Here is a 17,993-nt window from a genome sequence, read left to right on the forward strand (position 1 = left end):
CTATTTCAATCCTAAAACTTCTGCAGGATCGATTAAATTTGACTGCGATAAGTCACTCGATTTAGCTATTTCTAAATGTAAATGAGGACCGGTTGAATTCCCTGTGCTGCCAAGCTGTCCGATTGTTTGACCTTGTTTAACAGTCTGACCGACTGTTACTAAAAGCTTACTTTGATGAGCATACAAGCTTACTTGACCATTCGCATGTTGGATCACCACATGATTTCCCCAGCTATAATGAGAACCGGCCGTGATTACTTTTCCATCTGCAATTGCTTTGATATTTGAACCATAAGGATTCGCAAAATCCAGACCTCTATGAAAGGCTGTTCCTCCTCCGAATGGATCAGATCGCCAACCAAATCCACTCGAAATCACAGGATTATCTACTGGCAAAGCATATTCACCATTAGGAGCTTGACTGCTTTCTGTATTATCAATGTATTGGTACACAAGTTCGGCATAAAAGAAGTTACCTGAATCCCTATAAAGATACGTTCGCCCATCTGCTTTTGATACTTCATTGACGTAAGAATACTTTTGACCTGCATTCGGATACCCATTTGCACGTTGACTTGGTGCGACAACATTTCTTGAATAGATTTCGGCTTCATCAACAGAATGTTTTTTATTACCATTCCCTAACCAAGAGACATAGCTAGAGCCAAAATTGTAGGCTTGTACGATTGCCTTTTTATCATTTTCCAGACCGTATCTTTTGGCTAATTCTAACGTTGTCTTATAATGCTTTACTCCTTGACGAATCGACCATTCAACACTTGAAATGCTATTTGGCGGCATGCCTCCTGATTCACTTGATTGCATAGGATCACTCCCTCTACCACCCGATTCAACCATCATAATCGCAAGTAGAAACGGTACTTCTGAGGAAATTTCTGCTGCTTGTGCTTCTTTTTCAACGATAGATTTTAATGCTAAGACGTCAGCTGAGAGGTCTTTGTTTCCACTTACTTCAACAGCTTGGCTCGTTTGTTCAATACCTAAAATACCGGCCATCATGGTTTGAGTTTGCTCTATAAACATCGCTACTGCCGAAAATGTGAAGACAGAAATAATTACGATAAGCAGCAACTTTATTTTTAATCCTCTCATGGTCAAACCCTCTCTGAGTACGACATTTGCATCGACTGAACAAGTTTTTCTGCTTCTCGTTTTTCTTTTAACTTTTCGGCACGACTATTTAATAGTCCGGTTTTTTTAAGTTCCAACATCTCGTTCCAATCACCATTCTCCAATTCAGGTAGAAGTAATTTGAGTGTGTGGGCGGACTGGTACTCTCTTTCGTCTTTGTAGGTTTCATGTACATCTTGAACAAATTCTTGTCCTTTTTCATCGTTATTTACGGCAAGAATACTTTCTATTTTTGGCGCTTTAGTCAATTCTTGTAATAGACCTTTTGTCTCCCAAAAGGTGTCTTCTTTTAACCCCGAAAGAGATAAAAACCAAGAGTTAACAGGCAGAGATTCTTTTTGCAACTCAAACAAAGAAGCTGATTCAATCGGGCCTTCTGTGATAAATAAAGTCAACGGAACGTTATAAGCTACATTCACTCCAAATAAAAAGCCACGCTTGTTCATGGAGTTTTCACCTATGCCTTTAAAATACTTACGAGCTAATTTCAACTTTCCTTTGTCATTGAGTGAGGCTCTTTTTTCAAGAGATCGTGCGTAGGTTCCCTGTATATCACACCCTACAATGTTTCCAGTTTTACCGACGCCTATATCAATATGCTTGAATAATAGATTGTTTTTATTATCGCTAGAAACGAGATTTAGCTTTTCTAAATAATCAATTGTTTCATCCGATAGATAACGAGACTTTAAGTAAGATCGCCCCTTTTGACCGAGTTCACTTGTATCATAATTCCCCATTGACGAAATGTGCTGAGGGTTAAATGGCTCTATTTTGCTTTCTAAGACATTTTGTCTAGCCGAGGACTTATTGATCGATTGATTCATTACGCGCCTCGTGCTTTGAAACTGTAAAAGGTCTTCGACAGTTGTTTCAAAAGGTTCATTATAAAACGCCATTGATAGCTCAATGGCGTTGTTCCAAGAAGTAATATTTTGCGAATACCAGTTAACGACGCCTGTTTTAATATTTGCTCGTAAACTGTCATGGTCCTTATGCTCAACAAATTTTGAAGAAACCTGTTCGAATGGTTCTCCTCGCTCTAGCATGTAGGCGAGCATGTTTGTCTTACGTGCATAATTCAGTTGTTTTTCGGTAAACACTTTTAATTGGCTCACTTAGATCACTCCAATCCTACTTAAACGAACAGCTGCAATAGCAGATAAAGAAAAAAGACAAAAACCACAATAAGATAAAGGGTCTTTGTCTTCGTTGTTTGAATCTTTTCGCCTGGTTTGCCAATGACGATCCTTCTTGTCAGCTTTTTCGTCTGCTGCCAATGTCTAGCTCGTTTTTCTTTCTTCAGCTCTTTCTTCTCATTTTTGTCCTTCATTATAGACCTCCATCAAAGATTTCTCTCTCACGTTCGGTTAAGTCGTAGCGAAATTTAATATTCGTAGATCCCTTAATGTTTAAAAGAATATCTCGTTCTTCGAATTTGAAAATCTCCGCTAAATCATAGTTACTCAACTGTTTCCCAAAGATTTTCTTCATAAGTGCTTCTGAAGAACTATCTTGTTGTAGCAAAAAGCGATAGGTGGTCAATTTAAACAGGTTCATTACTGCTTTAGATATTTCACCCATCTTCCCGTCTGTATAATCCGGAAAGGCATCCGCAATGTCATGTAAAATAAACGTTTGTCCAATCAACAACTTGCGAGCTTCACGGTTATAACGGTCCAATTCATTTAACAGGGTCAAATTTTCCGTTCGGATCGGATTATGGAACTCATCTGAAGTAATGTTCGTGTAGATCAATTCATCCACTCGCTTTTGTTTCCGGTCAAAGAGATATTTTTCTCTCTGCCCGACTCGCACCGCTTCACTGAAAGCAGCAGTATAAAGGTTGTAGTACTGCGCATTATAAGTCGCTTTATCCGATTTGATTAAGTTCTGCATATCAAACGTAACTAACTGCCGGTGACTAAAATCAAATTCTGATCGTTGATTAAAGATATTCCCTGAATTATCAATAAACGATTCTAATTGCGATACCAACTGATACAAGCTCTTTTTCCGGAATTCTTCCACTTCACTTGCCTGTTCTTTCTTTGCAAAGTCTAAAATATCCGAATAGATTGGATATTGTTCTGGATCATATTGAGTAATTTTCGATAAATCGAGGTTATGATCTTCCATATACTTGGCATAGGCTTTGGGAAATAATTTTTTCGCCTCCACCATCACTGGATCATCACTCTTAATTTCGTTGTTCAAGGCAAAAATCAAGCGCATTTTTGTTAGATTTGTTAAATAGGACTGTTGTTCTTTCGTTCTCTTTGTTTTTGCGTCCACATCTGAAGCGTAAATCTGACAAGGATTTAACCGTGCTTCTGCGCCATCTAAATGGATTCCACCCAGGTATTCAGTCAAACGCTTTGTTTCATCAGACATGTAGAAACCAAAATGATTATTGCCATATTCTACAAATTGTTTCGCTAGCTTCTTGGAAACGGTCGTTTTACCAAACCCCTGACTACCAACGATTATCATGCTGTACGATTTTCTTTGGCGATCCTTGTGTGTAGGTGATAGACAGATAATTCCTGATCCATATAAAGGATAGCCGGAGTATGGAGCATCTGGATCAATATGATTCGTAAAATGAAACGGATAGCTGCCTGCAAGCGCAGACCCTTTGATTTCTTTCCCTTTTCTTCGAATCAGTTGCCGTCCTTGCGTATAAGAAACAAAGGAAGCTTTAAACTGTCGCTCCTGTTCATCTAAGAAGCATGACGCCTGAAACTGTCGTTTACCCAATTGCATATGGACTTCTTTTTCTTTACTGTTCAACTCTTCAATCGATTCCGCACTGATTATATAACGGACATGGATTTCTTTTAGCACCTCTTGTCCTTCCAGAATCTGTTCAACGGTTTGATCTAACTTGTAGTATTCGTTCTTCGCTTTTTTCTTCGATATTCTGGATTTTGAAGTAGCTACTTGATCTTCGTACTCTTCTAAGGAATTGTTCAGATTTTTTTCTACCATAGGATTAGCCACGTCGATTGATCGCATGTCTAGCGTTGTCACCGCATTTTTCATATTGAAAATATGTTGTCCCCAAAAATTTGGATTATTTTTTGGCCGATAAACGAGTAGATTCAATACACGAATGAAGCCATTACCAATTTGTAATTCTGTTGGCGAATGTGGCTTCAATCCCCCTAGTGGTTGAATTTGCCCGATAAAGAGAGGATCGTATCCTTTTTTATCAACGATTTTTTGAACATCCGGTCTTCTTCCAGTTTCATCCGTATCCTGGTAGGGAATGCCAATAGGAATTGTTGATAAAGGATTATACAATCTTACAAGTAGCTTGATTTTTTGAGTTAATGACATTTTGACAGGTCGGAAATTTGCCGTAGAAACACTCATAATTTCTCGTTCGACGTCTTCTAACTCTTCTTTATCTGTGGCGAATATTTGTAAGTAAACCGTATTGATTGTCTTATTATTATCTAAATACTCCAACTGACTAAGGGTGATTGCCTGTTCTGCTTGTACATTTTTATTTCCTTTTCGCATCTTAAAGCGCCGACGTGCGTAGTCAATGTTTTCCGACATATCTACCGGAAAACTGGTGAAGATCTCTTTGATATTCTTGTGGACGGTACGCAAAAATACCAGGTAATCGTGCAATGCCTCTTGACGCTGCTGCTCACTTCCATCACGTGCGGAAGCATCTTCGATTCGATAAAAATTAGTGACTTCTTTTTCCATTGCAAAACAATCTTCAGATATGATTCTTCGATATGGAATCAAAGATAAGACGGTCTTTTCTTGTTTTAGTCGACGAACTTTCTGCGGTTTTTCGTCAATCAAGGGGTCCTTCACCACTTTAGGGGTCGTTTCTTGTTCATCTAATTCTTGTAGTAACGCTTCTGAGTTAATCATTTTATTAATTGCACCTCCAATGAATATAAAAAAGCGTTCCATTAACATTGGTTAACGAAACGCTTTATACTTAATTGAATTATGAATTCGGATTTTCTTCAATTAAATCGTTTAAAATCGTAGTAAAGAAGTTTGTCAATCTAGAATCTAGTTTTACGTATTTTAGCAGCCCTCTCACACCGACAATTATTAATAATATTATTTCAATGAATATGATACGGCCAACTATTTCGTATGGTGCGTTATTGACCAAAAATTCATATACAACTGGAATAAACATGAATATTTCTTTTATCGCAGAGAAAGATATGATACTCGCTATTAAAAAAGATATATATGTTATGTCCTTGTCTTTGACCTTTAATTGGGAATGCCAAAGTTTAATATCTTCAGGTGATAAAGAGTTACGAATATGATTCTTGATATAAGAATAACGATTTAAACTTTTATCACAGTCATTATCAAACTCTATTCCTCTTAATCCTAAAACTGTTATAAGCTCAGTGACATCGCCAATTTTTTCTTCTGATATCCAAAAAAAGGTGTTTGTCTCAATCTTTTCCCTCTTTTTTGTTTGAATATCAAAGTATACATTTATTACGAAGCTCGAAATAAATAGTACTGCTTGTACCAATATTATAGTCAGTTCAATTGCAATCAGATAGACTACGACATTGCTTATTATCTCTGTGTCACGTTTTGTTAAATAGCCACCTCTTTCGAGATATAACGCAAAACAAGTTGCAAAAAAAATAAACCATATAACAACCAAATGGAAAATTTTGGAATCAATTGTTAACTTCAGTTTAAGCTTCATTAAACCATCTCCTATTTTTTAAAATAATTATATCAAATTGGAAGGTTATTAGATTCTTAAATTTATGGTTGTTACTTTTGATTCTAGATACTCCATTCTTACTTCAAATCATACGACTATATAAGCAATAATTGAAAGGAAATCTATATTATGGTACTATAATCATGTAAAGAGGAGTTGCGATAACAACTCCCCTTAGACAGCACCGTTTAAAGAACGGTGACAGAAATTTAATTATCTAAAAAGAGATAACCGACTCCTGCTAAAGTGACGGTTATTTCTTCTTTTTGTCGTCTTTAAGCAACTTGACAACCAGACTGATCAACGCAATGGTAAACATACCAAAACCGAGAATCGTCTGAATTGTTTCGTACGCAGACAAAAGGCGTCTCCTTTCGTAAGTTTTTGGAAGTACGCTCATACGCACCACCTCACTCTCAATTGGATAGCCACCGTCATTAAACTTTACTGCCACTGTCATTGTACCATAAGTGTTTTCTTGACCTCCTCATTTTCTTTTTCGTCATCTACCCATATAGAAGAAGTAAAATATTTCCCAATCATGATCCAAGAATAGTTCAAGCGAAAATACACTTCCACCGATCCGCTTTTTCCAACAGACATCTCTTCTTTCACACGATTAGGAAAAATGAAATTATATATCCAATCATTTGCGTCCCAAGATAATTGATTGTCCTTAAGAGAATGTATGTGCACAGAACCTACAAAGATTCTTTTATAATAAGACTTGTAAGAAATTACATACAAACACGCAGAGTAAAAATAGGGGCCATAGTTATCCAGTAAATAATCAAAGTTGTTTTGATTGAATCCTTGTTGAATAGAATCGTAGGTTTCTATATTTAGTCCACCAAAGCGTTGAAAAATCGCCATCGCCACAAGAATACTTACTCCATGTAAAATGAGCTTTAGAGTATCACCATCCGATTTCATACCAAATTTCATACCTAGATATATCATTCTAAATATGAAAAATATATAAAACAGATTGATAACCATTGTAAGAAATAACTCTTTCTGATCCGACGTCACCGCCAAAACCTCGAAAATAAGACTGATAATAACCACACTACCTACTACTTTACAACAGGTAAGAAAATAATATTTTCCCACCCATAAGACATTTAGCAACTGGATTTTCAAAAAACCTTTTGATAAAATTTGACTCTTCATACTTTTTATCAATCTAACACACTCCCGTCCATCATTTATCAACACGATCAATCTCTAACTCTTCTAACGAAAGTAATTCGTCTTCCTCTTGAATTTCTTCAGTTGTTCCCATGACCATTTCAATTCGTTCTTGTACCTCAAAATCAATTCGCTCAATTGCATGGTAGGTCGACCGATTGTTTGTTAAAGTAATAAATAATCGTTGATAGTTCCTCAGTTTCGCATTACTTACACTAGGACATAACCAAAAAAAGCCCATCAAGATTACAAACCAGAAGGAAAATCCTTGTAATGGCCCGTAAGTCGCATTCTGGACGCTTCTTGCAAGGTTAAACACAACAAGTCCGGCCACGCCATCTTTTAACAAGATAGCGCCCCAAAATTTTGTTTCTGTAAATATCTCATTTTGAATATCGTGCATACTGTTCCATCACCTACTCTGATTTATTTTTTGTTCTTTTTCTATCCAGGTAAGGAGCGACAGATTCAGGGGGCTGCTCTTCTCTTTTGTTTCTACGTTGTTTTAACCATTCATTTACTTCCTGGCCAAACTCTTTGTTTCGATTATACCCATCAACCATGTTTCCAACCTTATTTTTCGTATTCTTTTGATAGTTTGGCGTATGGACCATTTGATTGACTTTTTTTGAAAATGGATTCGGCATTTCTTCATTTTTATCATTTTCCGGCTTTTTATTTTCCGTATGATTTCCTTTGACATTCTTAGTCGCAGAATTATTTTTCACAGCTGAATCTTTCTCATTAACCGTCTGTTCGGTATCAGCATCACCTGAATTTAAACTTGTTGCCGTTGACTCATTAATTGGCACTTCATTGTCACTTGTCGATAGATTTGATTGATCATTTTTGCTTTCTGGTTCATCTGTTGGTGGTGTTTGTTCTTCGACATATTGGGAACCGCTGGATTCCCCTTCAAAGTCATCTACACTATTGTTATTGTGATCCTCCTCCATATTATTTTCGTAATCATTCGCATACGGCTCAGTTTGTTCCAAGCTCGCATCATTTTCAGACAGTTCAAGGTTTTCTTCAATACGAGCTTCTGGCTCTTCTTGAAGTTCAACATCTGCTTGATTTTCCGGCGTTTGTGTTAATTGATCTTCGTTCGTTTCTTGCTCTGTTTCTGCTTCGCTTGTACCTGGCTCATTCTCTTGAGGTTGATCGAGTTCTTCGGAATTTTCATTCGAATCTTCTTGATTTTGCACATCCGGTTGTTGGTTATTTCTGCCGTTCTTGTTTTCTTCTTCCGGAAGATCCTCGTTGGTATTCTTCGCCATTTCTGAATTTAGGCCAGCTTTTTCATCATTTTTTGGTTCCTCTTTTGAAGACATTCCTTCAGATAATCCTTTCACAAAACCGGCCGTGTTTGCGGCACCATTCACCGTCTTACCAGTCATTTCGCCTGCTTTCTTCACTGCTTTCATTGCACCGATTCCCATCACAAAACTTCCAGCTGTAGATAGTCCGGCGTCGATACCAAGCGTTTTTTGAATGATAGAAGGACCATCATAGATAAACCATGCCCCTCCGATAATCCCAAATATCTGCGCTAATACGGATAATTGTTGTGTTCCTAGCCAGGAATTATAAGCAATAAATACAGCATACATTCCAAAAATAGAGAGAATCAAAACAAATCCTGAAAAAAGCTCCAAAACTGCAGTCTTGAGAAACTTAATATTTCGAATACTGAAGTAAGCAACAATATTTGCCCAAATATAGTTAAATCCGAGTTCGATTCCTAACCTACCACAACGAACAAGGGAAATAATCAGGGAGAATGCTAGACACGCAAGAGTCGCAATCAATGGTAGCCAATTGATCGACCACCGATAGTAGCCTTTAACAAAAAGCTGTTTCATAAGCCATTTAGCGATCGTTCCTCCGTCTGAATCAAATTTTTGGAGTTCTTTCCCACTACCTGACTTACTGTTCACCACTTCATATAGTAAAGGCTCTCCATTATCAATATCTTCTGCATCCGTGATTTTCTCATTTACATCAAAAAAATTCCGGTCTTCTAAGTAATTCTTATTTTGGGGTTCCGTTGTTGTCCATCCATTATCGGCTAAGACATAAACATCGGTAACATTTTTTTTGAAGCTGTCAAAGCCAAATTCGGCTTGTTCGCTGCTAACTGCGTCGACAGTAGAATTTACGATTTTAATTCCATCTGACATGATTGAAGGAAGTAACATAACGATAACTACCATCAACAGAGCATTTAACGGGACAGCTCTTGTTTCTTCTGTTTTTCCCAGAAATAGAACTGCGCCTATAATCAAAAGCGTAATCCCGATTCCAAATTTTTGAAAAGCACTAAAAGTCTCTAGGATCCCCCCTTTGCCGGTCATATCCGTAGCGTTGTAAAAGCCTAAGACACTAACCATTTCAGTCAGTACCCCGCCTACTTTCTCAACAATCCACATCAACACACTGGAGATCCAATAGAGTATCGCTCGGCCAATATCTTTGATCATGTTCTGAATACTCAAGAATGGCGCAAATTCGAGTAGCTTTTCTAAAATTTCTTTATCACTCATAAGCTATCTCCTTCCATTCTCGAAACTGCTGAATATAACGATTGATCATTCGGTCTTCACTGGTTGATAACAAGAAAGTACATAAAGACTGTACTTGGCCATTTTCAAGTATTTGTTTCAGTTCTTGTAACACTTCTTTTTGCCCAACAAAGAAGCGAGACATTATTTTCTGTATTTCTTCCACTTGCTCATTTGAATAATACTCTTTAACCGATCGCTTCCTTTCTTCGACCGAATATAGCCGTTCTAAAACTTTTGCTTTTTCTTCTTTTTTCCGTCTTTCTTCCTTTCCACTGTTTTTTTCTAACTGGATCAATTCTTCCAGTGACAATAAAGACAATTGCGTCCCCTCCTTCTTAGGAACAGGTTTCTTGTAGGTTTCAATTGGTACGACTTCTTTTTGCACCACAGCTGGTTTGTCTGATTTTTCCTTTTGGGGCATAAGTGACCAATCCAGATCTTCTAGTTCCATTTCCACAAATTGGTTGTTTACAGGTATTTCTTCCCAAGAAACTTTGTCTAACTTCCGAAATTCATAAAAAGGGATCATATTTGAATCATTTTCTTGAGAATTTAAAATTGGATATTGGTAAATCGGATTTCCTTTTAAATCAGTATGTTTATTGATTCGAAGGACAACTGACTCACCGGTTCTCGTTCTTTCTAACTCAAAACTGGCTAATAGATCGATTCGTTCCGAACTTTCAGTTTCAGAAGAACTGATCGACGTTGGGTCTTTATGCCTTGTCTTAGAATAATTTGAGCGAGTTCCTAACCGTCCGGAGATATATTCATTAGTAGCTTTAGAACCCGTTCGAATATACACGAGGTTGGCCGTATTCCCTAAAATGATTTCCTTTGTTTGCTCGTCGTATAACGACGTAAGTTGTTCCGTATCTTGTAAGACCAAGTGCTGAAATAATTTTCGACTCGCCCCTGAAGTCCACTTGCGTGCTAAATCAGAAATAGCAACGCCTAAATTTCCTCCTTCTTCATAAATAAAATGGACTGCTCGATAACAAGCAGAGTCATCCTCTAAGTTGCATCGATTGAGCAACACTTGATAGATTTGATCAATATAATTGACCCCTACTGCATTGTTAGAAGAATCTGCATCAGATAAAACGACAAAGACTGCAGTCGGACGTTCACGATCAAAACCGATTGATTCAAGGTCAAATCCATCATCATAAGCAGTCATTTTTGCGTTAGCACTCATGAGGAATTGTTGGAGATCTCCATCAAAATGTGTCACGATATTTCCTAGCGTCACTTGTGCGGGAGCAGATGCTTTGATCGCATCAAAATAACGTTTCGCAGGGTGATTTCTTGGCATTTCGCTAAAAAAGACATCCAAATATGATTTATCTTCATACTCGGCTAACAATCGCTGTAGGTCCTTTTTATCCTTTGCGAACTGATTCAAGAAATCATGGCTGCCTTCTTTGATATGTTTGGACATCATGTCATTGACCACTGTGTAGATGGTATATGGATTTACTTTCATTTTTTCATTTTGTTCAAACTCTTGATCTGCCAAAGCAAGACCTGTAGAAATAAACAGGTTACGACAGGCTTTCGTCCAAAAACCACCATCTTTGCCTTCATTCACTTCTTTGAAATAAAGGAATGCAGCTTGGTTGATCGCTTTTTCTGCATTGGCTAATTGTTGCTCGGCCAATACGTTATACTTAATGCGACTCGCTTTATCCTCTTGTTGTTTCGCTTTGTCTGCCTTTTGCTTTAGTCGTTTGTAGTGTCGATAATAATTATTGAAAACAGCTAGGGTTGGGATTGGGTCTGAGAAATATTGATTCACGGTATTACAGATTCGAACGTTATACCCTCGTCGTTTCAGTGTTTTGTACCATTTTCTCGGCTCGTCCCCTTTGGTCGCAGTCATGACAAAAGAAGCCCGATCAGCAATTAAGCGGGCCCTGGTTAAAATATCAATAAATGGATCAATAAAGTAAATGCCTTTCCCTTGCCTTGTACCGGCAAGAGTCGCCGAGTTCGAATCAGACGTATCCACATAATAGTGAAATATCCCTTTTTCCTTCTCTTCAGGTGTTTGCGGTTTACGACCTACCGGATACCCTGGCTTTCCGTCATAAAAATCTTCATCTTCAGCAAAAATATGAACGGGAACCGTCTCATATTCTTTTTCCATATCCTCTTCAGGGGTAAAATGCATGGTTCCTTGTGTTAAATCGTCTTCTAGAGGTCGAAATGACGTGTATAGTTTAAAATCAAAGTAACCTATCAAAGCCACAATCCCAAGGATAAGAAGTAGATAAAATAGTGGATACCGCAATAGTGGGTAATAGAATATCGTTTGACCATACGAAACATGCACTCGTTTCACTGTAAAGTCAAAGAGTGGCTGACTTAAAAAGGCAACACACTGATGGAAAAGCCAATTTCCTAAAGTCATTAGCACCAAAAATGCGATCACGGAAAAATAAGTAAGAAATTTTCGATTGGCTAAAAAGCGTAGATTGTTCTTCTTTTCTTTTTCGTAATTCTTTTTGTGGTCTTTGCTAATTTCTTTTTGTTTATTTTTCGCCATAGGTCCCCCTCTCTTTCAATCCGATTGAAATCAGAGAGAATCAAACAAATCAGTTATTCTTGGGGAAAATGTTTCGTCTCTTTTAAGCCTTCCGTCGGATAATAGAGCGACAATTCGAGCATGTAAGAAACCAAGCACGTCTTCAAGAGTATGATCGGCTATTGATTCCAAAGCAAAAGAAGAATAGTCGGTAATTTCTTTAATTTTTTTCCAGATAACAGTAGCCTCATAGTTTTTCTGGTTTCTTATTTCAAAAAAGATTATTAATTCCTGCAACAATAGCTCTTCTGAAATCTGTTCTTTATACTGGTGTTGCAGATAATGAGAAATTCCCTCTACCCAAAATACGGCAGATTTGGGGAAAATAGGGTCCACATAGCCATCTTGGTGAATATCTGCCTGGAGTAATTGATAGGAATTAGCATGGCTACTTGGGACAAGAACTACTGAGTTATTTAACTCATCACTTGATAGATTACATTCTCTTATTTTCTTATTAGGGTGTCGATTCTGCCCTAAAATAATACTATTAAGATTGTGGTGGTGGTAATGTACTCCTTTGCCCATAGCAAGGGCTGTATTCTGCTCTTGAGCTAGCAGTCTATTCCATTTCCTTACTTTTCTTTGCATTCGGTAGTTTCGGATCTTGGTTAACATATTTACCTCTCCTCCATCTTTTTTCATAGTTATTGGGGAAGGTACTCTTTACCAATTTGTTCGAGTTTTCTTTCCCACAATTCTTGGTTTTTTTCGTCTTTTTCTTTGGAATAGTGAGAGATCATTTGAACATAGATCTCCGTAGTGTCAATCATTTCTGCCAACTGATCATCATTTAATTTGTCCTGGATCTTCTTCGCTTCTTCCACATTTTTCTGCCGTAAATATCCAACAGCCAGCTGCATAGACAAACGTGTATCTTCCAGGCTTTCACTGATTAGCTTTGCTTCTTCCAATTGGCCTAATTGGATAAACGCAATCGCCATCATCATTTTCCTTGCATTGTTTAGTGTAGAAATATCCGCTTCTATCACTGTCTGCCAATCCTTTTGATTGAAGGCTACTTCAAACTTACCAATCTCCGTTGGATAGGCTTCTTGAAATGCTTCTAACTGTTCAAATGCTTCTTGTTCAACTAAATAATTTACAACTTCCTCTTGCCTATCCGAATCGTTTTCTGCTATCTCCATATAGTTATCAAGGGTTATTTCTATTATTTCGACACTTGAAGAAAGAGTAGTTGTTGGCTCCTCTTTTCCCGACAGAAATCCATCTTTAAGAAAATACGCACCAGCACCTAATAAACAAACCAAAACGATTCCAACAAGTATATAAGTCAGAATCTTCTTGTCCATCAACTTTGGCCGTCGGTTTAGCGTAACTTTCTTTTTTATACTTTCTTGGCGGATCAAGGGAGAACTAGATTCGTCCTTTTGCTTTTTCTTTGTGGCTAATGAAGGCTTCTTGTCAATAAATCCAGTCAATTCAAGAATTTGTTGCTCCTCTTCTTTTGTGATTCCCTTCTTTTTTACTAAGAGTTTTAGTTTTTTCTTTAAATCATCTTCGAAAGATTCTAGACTTGACTGTTTCTCAAATTTCCCTTGATAAAAAGGCGCTCCATCAACTTCCAAAAGCTGAAAGGATAGCATTTCTGAAGGATTCATTGCGTCAGTAACCTCCAGAAACGCCTCCCATTCTAAAGGATAAAGAGGAAGTGTAAATCCCTTGATCTGAGCGTCAAGAATTTCCACTTCAACCATTTGTTATCCTCCGATCCAACCCCAGAAGGTATCTCTGATCCAGTCAAAATTGACGATTACAATGGCACCCACAATCGCACCAATCAATAATTTTTTCGCCCATGACTTGATTTCCGCTCCTAAGAATTGGGCGCCACCAAAAAGAATGATAATGATCCCGATTCCGATATTTGCGATTGCTTTGAATTGTGTGCCTGCGCCAGTTTCAATATCTTTCAATGTAGTTTGAACATCCGCAAAGGCAGTTAAGTCAATTGTGAAAAATAAAAAGGCCATTGCCCAAAGGACAAAAGCCAATCCTAACCATTGATAACCTGTTCTCTTTTTTGTCACTCTTCTTCTCCTCCATGAATTGCTTGTGTTGGTTGACCTACGTCGCTTTTTTTCGTTTGTTGCAGTTTTTCGTCCATTAATCGATCCAGGATTTTTTCCCCTTGTTCGTCCACGAACTTTACATGTTGTTCATGCAGCCACTCATCATACTCCATGCCGTCTAAAGACATGAGTTTGATTGTTTTTTTCTTGATTTCCGATCGTTCTTTTTTAGTAGCCATGCCACTTCTCCTTTCTTATTTTGGTAATTTGATAGTAAACGGCACTTCATAGAGCATCAAAAACTCTCTTTCTTGAAAGAATTTCTTTGTAGGTACCTTTTTTACATAGTGTTTCTTTACGCCATATGCTTCATAAGCATAGCCATGCTCTTGAAAAAGATCATTTAATTCGAGATCCGGTTTTACAGCCACATAGTAATCAAAGTCAAAGATTCGTTCTAACTTCGTTGTCACTTCTACTTTAATTTCAGCGGCTGTTTCCCAAAGTCGCTCCTTTTCCTGGATAGCTTCCTTTTGGCTTGAAAAAGATTTGTGCCATACTTTGCCGTCCTTTTGGTAATCATATGACCACCTTCTAAGCTCGCCCTTTATGGCGTAGCCATTTAGAACATAGACATCATACGCAACCGGCAGGAGAGGATACTTCAATGTCCATACTGCGGAATTTCCGCAATTTGCTACTATATCAGCTATTTTTCCTCTTTGTTCTAGTTCGTCGATTTCTCGAATGGATAAAAGACCCAATTCTAACGAAGCTTCTAGCAGCTTCTGTAAAATCGGGTACGCACCTTCTGATTCTTGAAAGAACTCGTTGTTTACTGTGTCGATATGCATTGCAAGACATCTTAAGCAGGTCAAGTAAAGTTCAAGTGGTGAGCGTGTTAGATTATTCAGTTGAATCGTTCTTTCAAAATTCTTATACTGTCCTTCTCTTTTTAGCTCTTTTGGGACCACTTTAACAATAAACCCCTGATACACATCTGAAGGTTCAAATATTGCTTCTAAAATTGAAATGAGCAGCCTTTTTATAGCAAGTTCTTTTTCATTCAAGGACTATTATCTCTCCTTTCTTATCGGTGGAGAACGACTACAAGGATAGTACGGTTCCTTCACGCCATCAAATCCTCTCACCATTTATTATTCTATTAAACTCTATTCAGACGTCTGGAGTCTGTACATCCACTTGTTCATTGATTTCAAGATCAGAACTTTCAGTGCCTTCGATCAGCTTTTCTTCAGAAGGTTCTTCTAATGCTGCTTCAACAGAATCTAAGTGATCTTCGGTAGGTAGTGACGTGTGATTCTCTGTTTCTTCAGGAACCTGATCTTCAGGAACTGCTTCACCATTTTCCCCGTCCCCACTAGGTGTATCCGACTCATTCTCTTCTGTTTCTGGATTTTCACTTGTATCAGAATCGTCTTCTACAACAGTAATGATTGCAAGAACGGTTGTTGATTTTCCGTGACTATCTGTAGCGGTTACTGCGATTTCATAAACACCTGGTATATCTGTACGAATGGAATACAAGGTTTCCTCATCAACCGATATAGCTGGTGTCAGGTGATTTTTATCGTCTTCTTTATCAGAAACTGAAATACTATCTAAAAAGGCCTGAGGGTCAAATGAATCACCAATTTTTAGTGTTTGATTGCTTACTGTAACGACAGGAGCCTCATTTACAACGTTCACTGTGATAACCATATCTTCCGCCTTTTTGCCGTCATGATCGGTTACATTCCCGATTTTGATAGTATAAATACCTTCTTTAGTTAAATCTAAATCATTCTCTAAAATATTATCGTTTGTCAGTTCAATCGGATAACCATCTCGGTCATCTTCTTTATCTGTAACAGATAGCTGATTTAGAATCGAGAATGATTCGTCGATTGATACCGTATAAGAAGATTCACCCTGAATGACAGGCGCTTCATTTTTAACAAAGAATCGAATAGTTACAGGCACTGCTTCAAAACCTTTGCTATCTTTGACCGTTGCAGTCACCAAATATTCTCCCTCGATTCCAGTATTAACAGTTGATAGGAATTCAATCTTCTCTTGTAAATTCCCATCTTCTGGATCTGTGGCTGAAAAATACTTAGCCATGTCAATAGATTCGTGAATCGAGACTTCTATCGTGGTAGCAACAGCATGAATTTTTGGTCTGCCATTTACTTGTACGGTAATTGTTGCTGTATCTGAATAACCAAATTTATTTACCGCATGAATGATCATGGTGTTGGTTCCAACACTAAGCGTACTATTCTCAATCCACACACTTGGTGATTGATCCATAGAATCAAAGACAGAATAGTAGTTACTTACATCAAAAGAATCGCCTTCGTTCAATTCGAAGTAGGATTGACTAACAACAATTTTAGGCTTTGACTCAACTGGCAAGATAGGTGTTGGTTCTGGATCTGGTTCCGGACTAGGATCAGGAATAGGTGTTGGTGTTGGTAGAGGTGTGGGTTCTACCCCCTCGTCTTTATCTGTTTCTTCAACATCTTTTCCTACCAAAATAGGACCCGGCCCTTCGTTATCGGTATTAACTGCCAAATCTTTTCCTGAATTTTTTTCTTTTTCCGTAGTTTCCGTTACTTTGGCTACTTCCTTCAGCTCTGTAAGTGTTAGCAATGACTTAGCAGGGCTTGTTTCTTCACTAGATCCTTGAATACGGGAAAAAATAGAATCAAACAAGCCTGAATCCGCAGACGTTTTGTCACTGCTTTTTTTCTCATCGTCTTGTTTTTGGTCAGTACGATCACTCTCAGATTGGGTTTTAGATTGCGAAGAACCATTTGTATTCTGATTTTTGGAGCTGGTTGTTACACGTTCCATATCCTTGAATTCACTTTTGGATGACGAATTTAGAGCATTAATTCCGAGCGCTGTACTGAAAATTACGGCTCCTAAGGCGACAGCTATAACTATTTTTCGCTTATTACTCGGCGTTTTTTGAGAGCGAGTCTCTTTTTCTTCACTCATAGCTTCCTCCTAATACTTTATTTTTTATGCGCAATCGCACTTTTTCTAATAGCGATCTTACGCTTCTTTGCTTTTTTGGCGGCCTCTTGCTCTTGTAGATAGTCTTGGTATTTTTTGTTGATATGATAAAGAAGCTCTACTTGAGAAGTCCGGAGGTCTTGTTCTTCAGAAACAACAAATTCAAAGTGTGACATTTGAAAGATATCTTTCCCCTCATAGGTTTGTTCTGTTTGTTCACTGTCGATATTAAGGACAGCTGGTGTTTTGTCTTTAAAACCGATCAAGTCCTCCACGTTGATCACAATATTACTGTTACTGCCAACGATTAAGCCTAGTTTTTGAACGCCTAAAATACTGGTACGTGTGACCGTATTGTTACGAATCAGCTCGCCAAGACGGCTTTTCGATAACTGAACTGTCGTAATTTTTGTTCCTTCATCGTTATAATTTAGTAGGACGTCTAGTCCAAGTGATAAATGTAAAATCCCTGGATCATGGTGCAAGATTTCACTCATTTGATTTCCTCCAACTCTGCAATTTTATTTTGTATATTTTGATCTGAACTCGTCGATTTGATCTGCACGACCAGCAACAACACAACATGCATAGACAGCTAATACAATAAAGGCTGCTATAATTACAAAAATTCCGATAACTATTGCTTTAAACATACTCATGATCTCCCCTAAAAAAGGGAAGACCATGAAGGTTCTTCCCTTTTG

At 37.8% G+C, this 17,993-nt stretch carries 18 protein-coding genes; all 18 read right to left on the reverse strand.

The features are described from left to right. The 18 genes from IGI86_RS13490 to IGI86_RS13575 all read right to left on the reverse strand — a co-directional run bounded on the left by IGI86_RS13490 (position 1) and on the right by IGI86_RS13575 (position 17,942). A complete protein-coding gene (locus IGI86_RS13490; protein ID WP_430617427.1) occupies positions 1-1,113 on the reverse strand; it encodes a lysozyme family protein in 1,113 nt (370 codons plus the stop codon). 2 nt (positions 1,114-1,115) lie between these two features. Then, a complete protein-coding gene (locus IGI86_RS13495; protein WP_430617429.1) occupies positions 1,116-2,270 on the reverse strand; it encodes a toprim domain-containing protein in 1,155 nt (384 codons plus the stop codon). A gap of 20 nt (positions 2,271-2,290) precedes the next feature. Beyond that, a complete protein-coding gene (locus IGI86_RS13500; protein ID WP_008381260.1) occupies positions 2,291-2,485 on the reverse strand; it encodes a hypothetical protein in 195 nt (64 codons plus the stop codon). After that, a complete protein-coding gene (locus IGI86_RS13505; protein WP_430617430.1) occupies positions 2,485-5,049 on the reverse strand; it encodes a trse protein in 2,565 nt (854 codons plus the stop codon). The genes IGI86_RS13500 and IGI86_RS13505 overlap by 1 nt, the downstream gene beginning before the upstream one ends. Positions 5,050-5,128: 79 nt before the next feature. Further along, complete coding sequence (locus IGI86_RS13510) at positions 5,129-5,866, reverse strand: hypothetical protein (protein WP_430617431.1); 738 nt, start codon at positions 5,864-5,866, stop codon at positions 5,129-5,131. Positions 5,867-6,140: 274 nt separating this feature from the next. Continuing rightward, the gene (gene pepG1 / locus IGI86_RS13515) at positions 6,141-6,287 is read right to left on the reverse strand and encodes a type I toxin-antitoxin system toxin PepG1 (protein ID WP_430617954.1); all 147 of its coding nucleotides are present in this window, start codon (positions 6,285-6,287) and stop codon (positions 6,141-6,143) included. 56 nt (positions 6,288-6,343) lie between these two features. Further along, a complete protein-coding gene (locus IGI86_RS13520; RefSeq protein ID WP_430617432.1) occupies positions 6,344-7,072 on the reverse strand; it encodes a hypothetical protein in 729 nt (242 codons plus the stop codon). A gap of 19 nt (positions 7,073-7,091) precedes the next feature. Next, on the reverse strand, positions 7,092-7,481 hold the full coding sequence (locus IGI86_RS13525) for a DUF5592 family protein (RefSeq protein WP_171918167.1): 390 nt from the start codon (positions 7,479-7,481) through the stop codon (positions 7,092-7,094). Between the two features lie 13 nt (positions 7,482-7,494). Continuing rightward, positions 7,495-9,624 carry a pLS20_p028 family conjugation system transmembrane protein gene (locus IGI86_RS13530; protein WP_430617433.1) on the reverse strand — a complete coding sequence of 710 codons (2,130 nt, stop codon included), beginning with the start codon at positions 9,622-9,624 and terminating at the stop codon, positions 7,495-7,497. Further along, on the reverse strand, positions 9,617-12,193 hold the full coding sequence (locus IGI86_RS13535; protein ID WP_430617435.1) for a type IV secretory system conjugative DNA transfer family protein: 2,577 nt from the start codon (positions 12,191-12,193) through the stop codon (positions 9,617-9,619). The genes IGI86_RS13530 and IGI86_RS13535 overlap by 8 nt, the downstream gene beginning before the upstream one ends. Positions 12,194-12,223: 30 nt before the next feature. After that, entirely contained in the window at positions 12,224-12,850 is a 627-nt protein-coding gene (locus IGI86_RS13540) for a hypothetical protein (RefSeq protein ID WP_430617436.1), read from the reverse strand. A 29-nt stretch (positions 12,851-12,879) separates the two neighbouring features. Continuing rightward, complete coding sequence (locus tag IGI86_RS13545; protein WP_430617437.1) at positions 12,880-13,950, reverse strand: hypothetical protein; 1,071 nt, start codon at positions 13,948-13,950, stop codon at positions 12,880-12,882. 3 nt (positions 13,951-13,953) lie between these two features. Then, positions 13,954-14,283: a hypothetical protein gene (locus IGI86_RS13550; RefSeq protein ID WP_218193493.1), complete on the reverse strand. Its 330-nt coding sequence runs from the start codon at positions 14,281-14,283 to the stop codon at positions 13,954-13,956. Then, positions 14,280-14,504: a hypothetical protein gene (locus IGI86_RS13555; RefSeq protein ID WP_430617438.1), complete on the reverse strand. Its 225-nt coding sequence runs from the start codon at positions 14,502-14,504 to the stop codon at positions 14,280-14,282. Before IGI86_RS13555 ends, IGI86_RS13550 begins: the two co-directional genes overlap by 4 nt. A gap of 15 nt (positions 14,505-14,519) precedes the next feature. After that, on the reverse strand, positions 14,520-15,335 hold the full coding sequence (locus IGI86_RS13560) for a hypothetical protein (RefSeq protein ID WP_430617439.1): 816 nt from the start codon (positions 15,333-15,335) through the stop codon (positions 14,520-14,522). A 106-nt stretch (positions 15,336-15,441) separates the two neighbouring features. Beyond that, positions 15,442-17,271 (reverse strand): hypothetical protein, encoded by a 1,830-nt coding sequence (locus IGI86_RS13565; protein WP_430617441.1) that lies wholly within the window; start codon positions 17,269-17,271, stop codon positions 15,442-15,444. Positions 17,272-17,288: 17 nt separating this feature from the next. Next, entirely contained in the window at positions 17,289-17,786 is a 498-nt protein-coding gene (locus tag IGI86_RS13570; protein ID WP_430617442.1) for a hypothetical protein, read from the reverse strand. Positions 17,787-17,810: 24 nt separating this feature from the next. Beyond that, a complete protein-coding gene (locus tag IGI86_RS13575; protein ID WP_430617443.1) occupies positions 17,811-17,942 on the reverse strand; it encodes a hypothetical protein in 132 nt (43 codons plus the stop codon). Between the last annotated feature and the right edge of the window lie 51 nt (positions 17,943-17,993).

The organism is Enterococcus sp. AZ188, assembly GCF_050544075.1.
Taxonomy (GTDB): Bacteria; Bacillota; Bacilli; order Lactobacillales; family Enterococcaceae; genus Enterococcus_D; species Enterococcus_D entomosocium.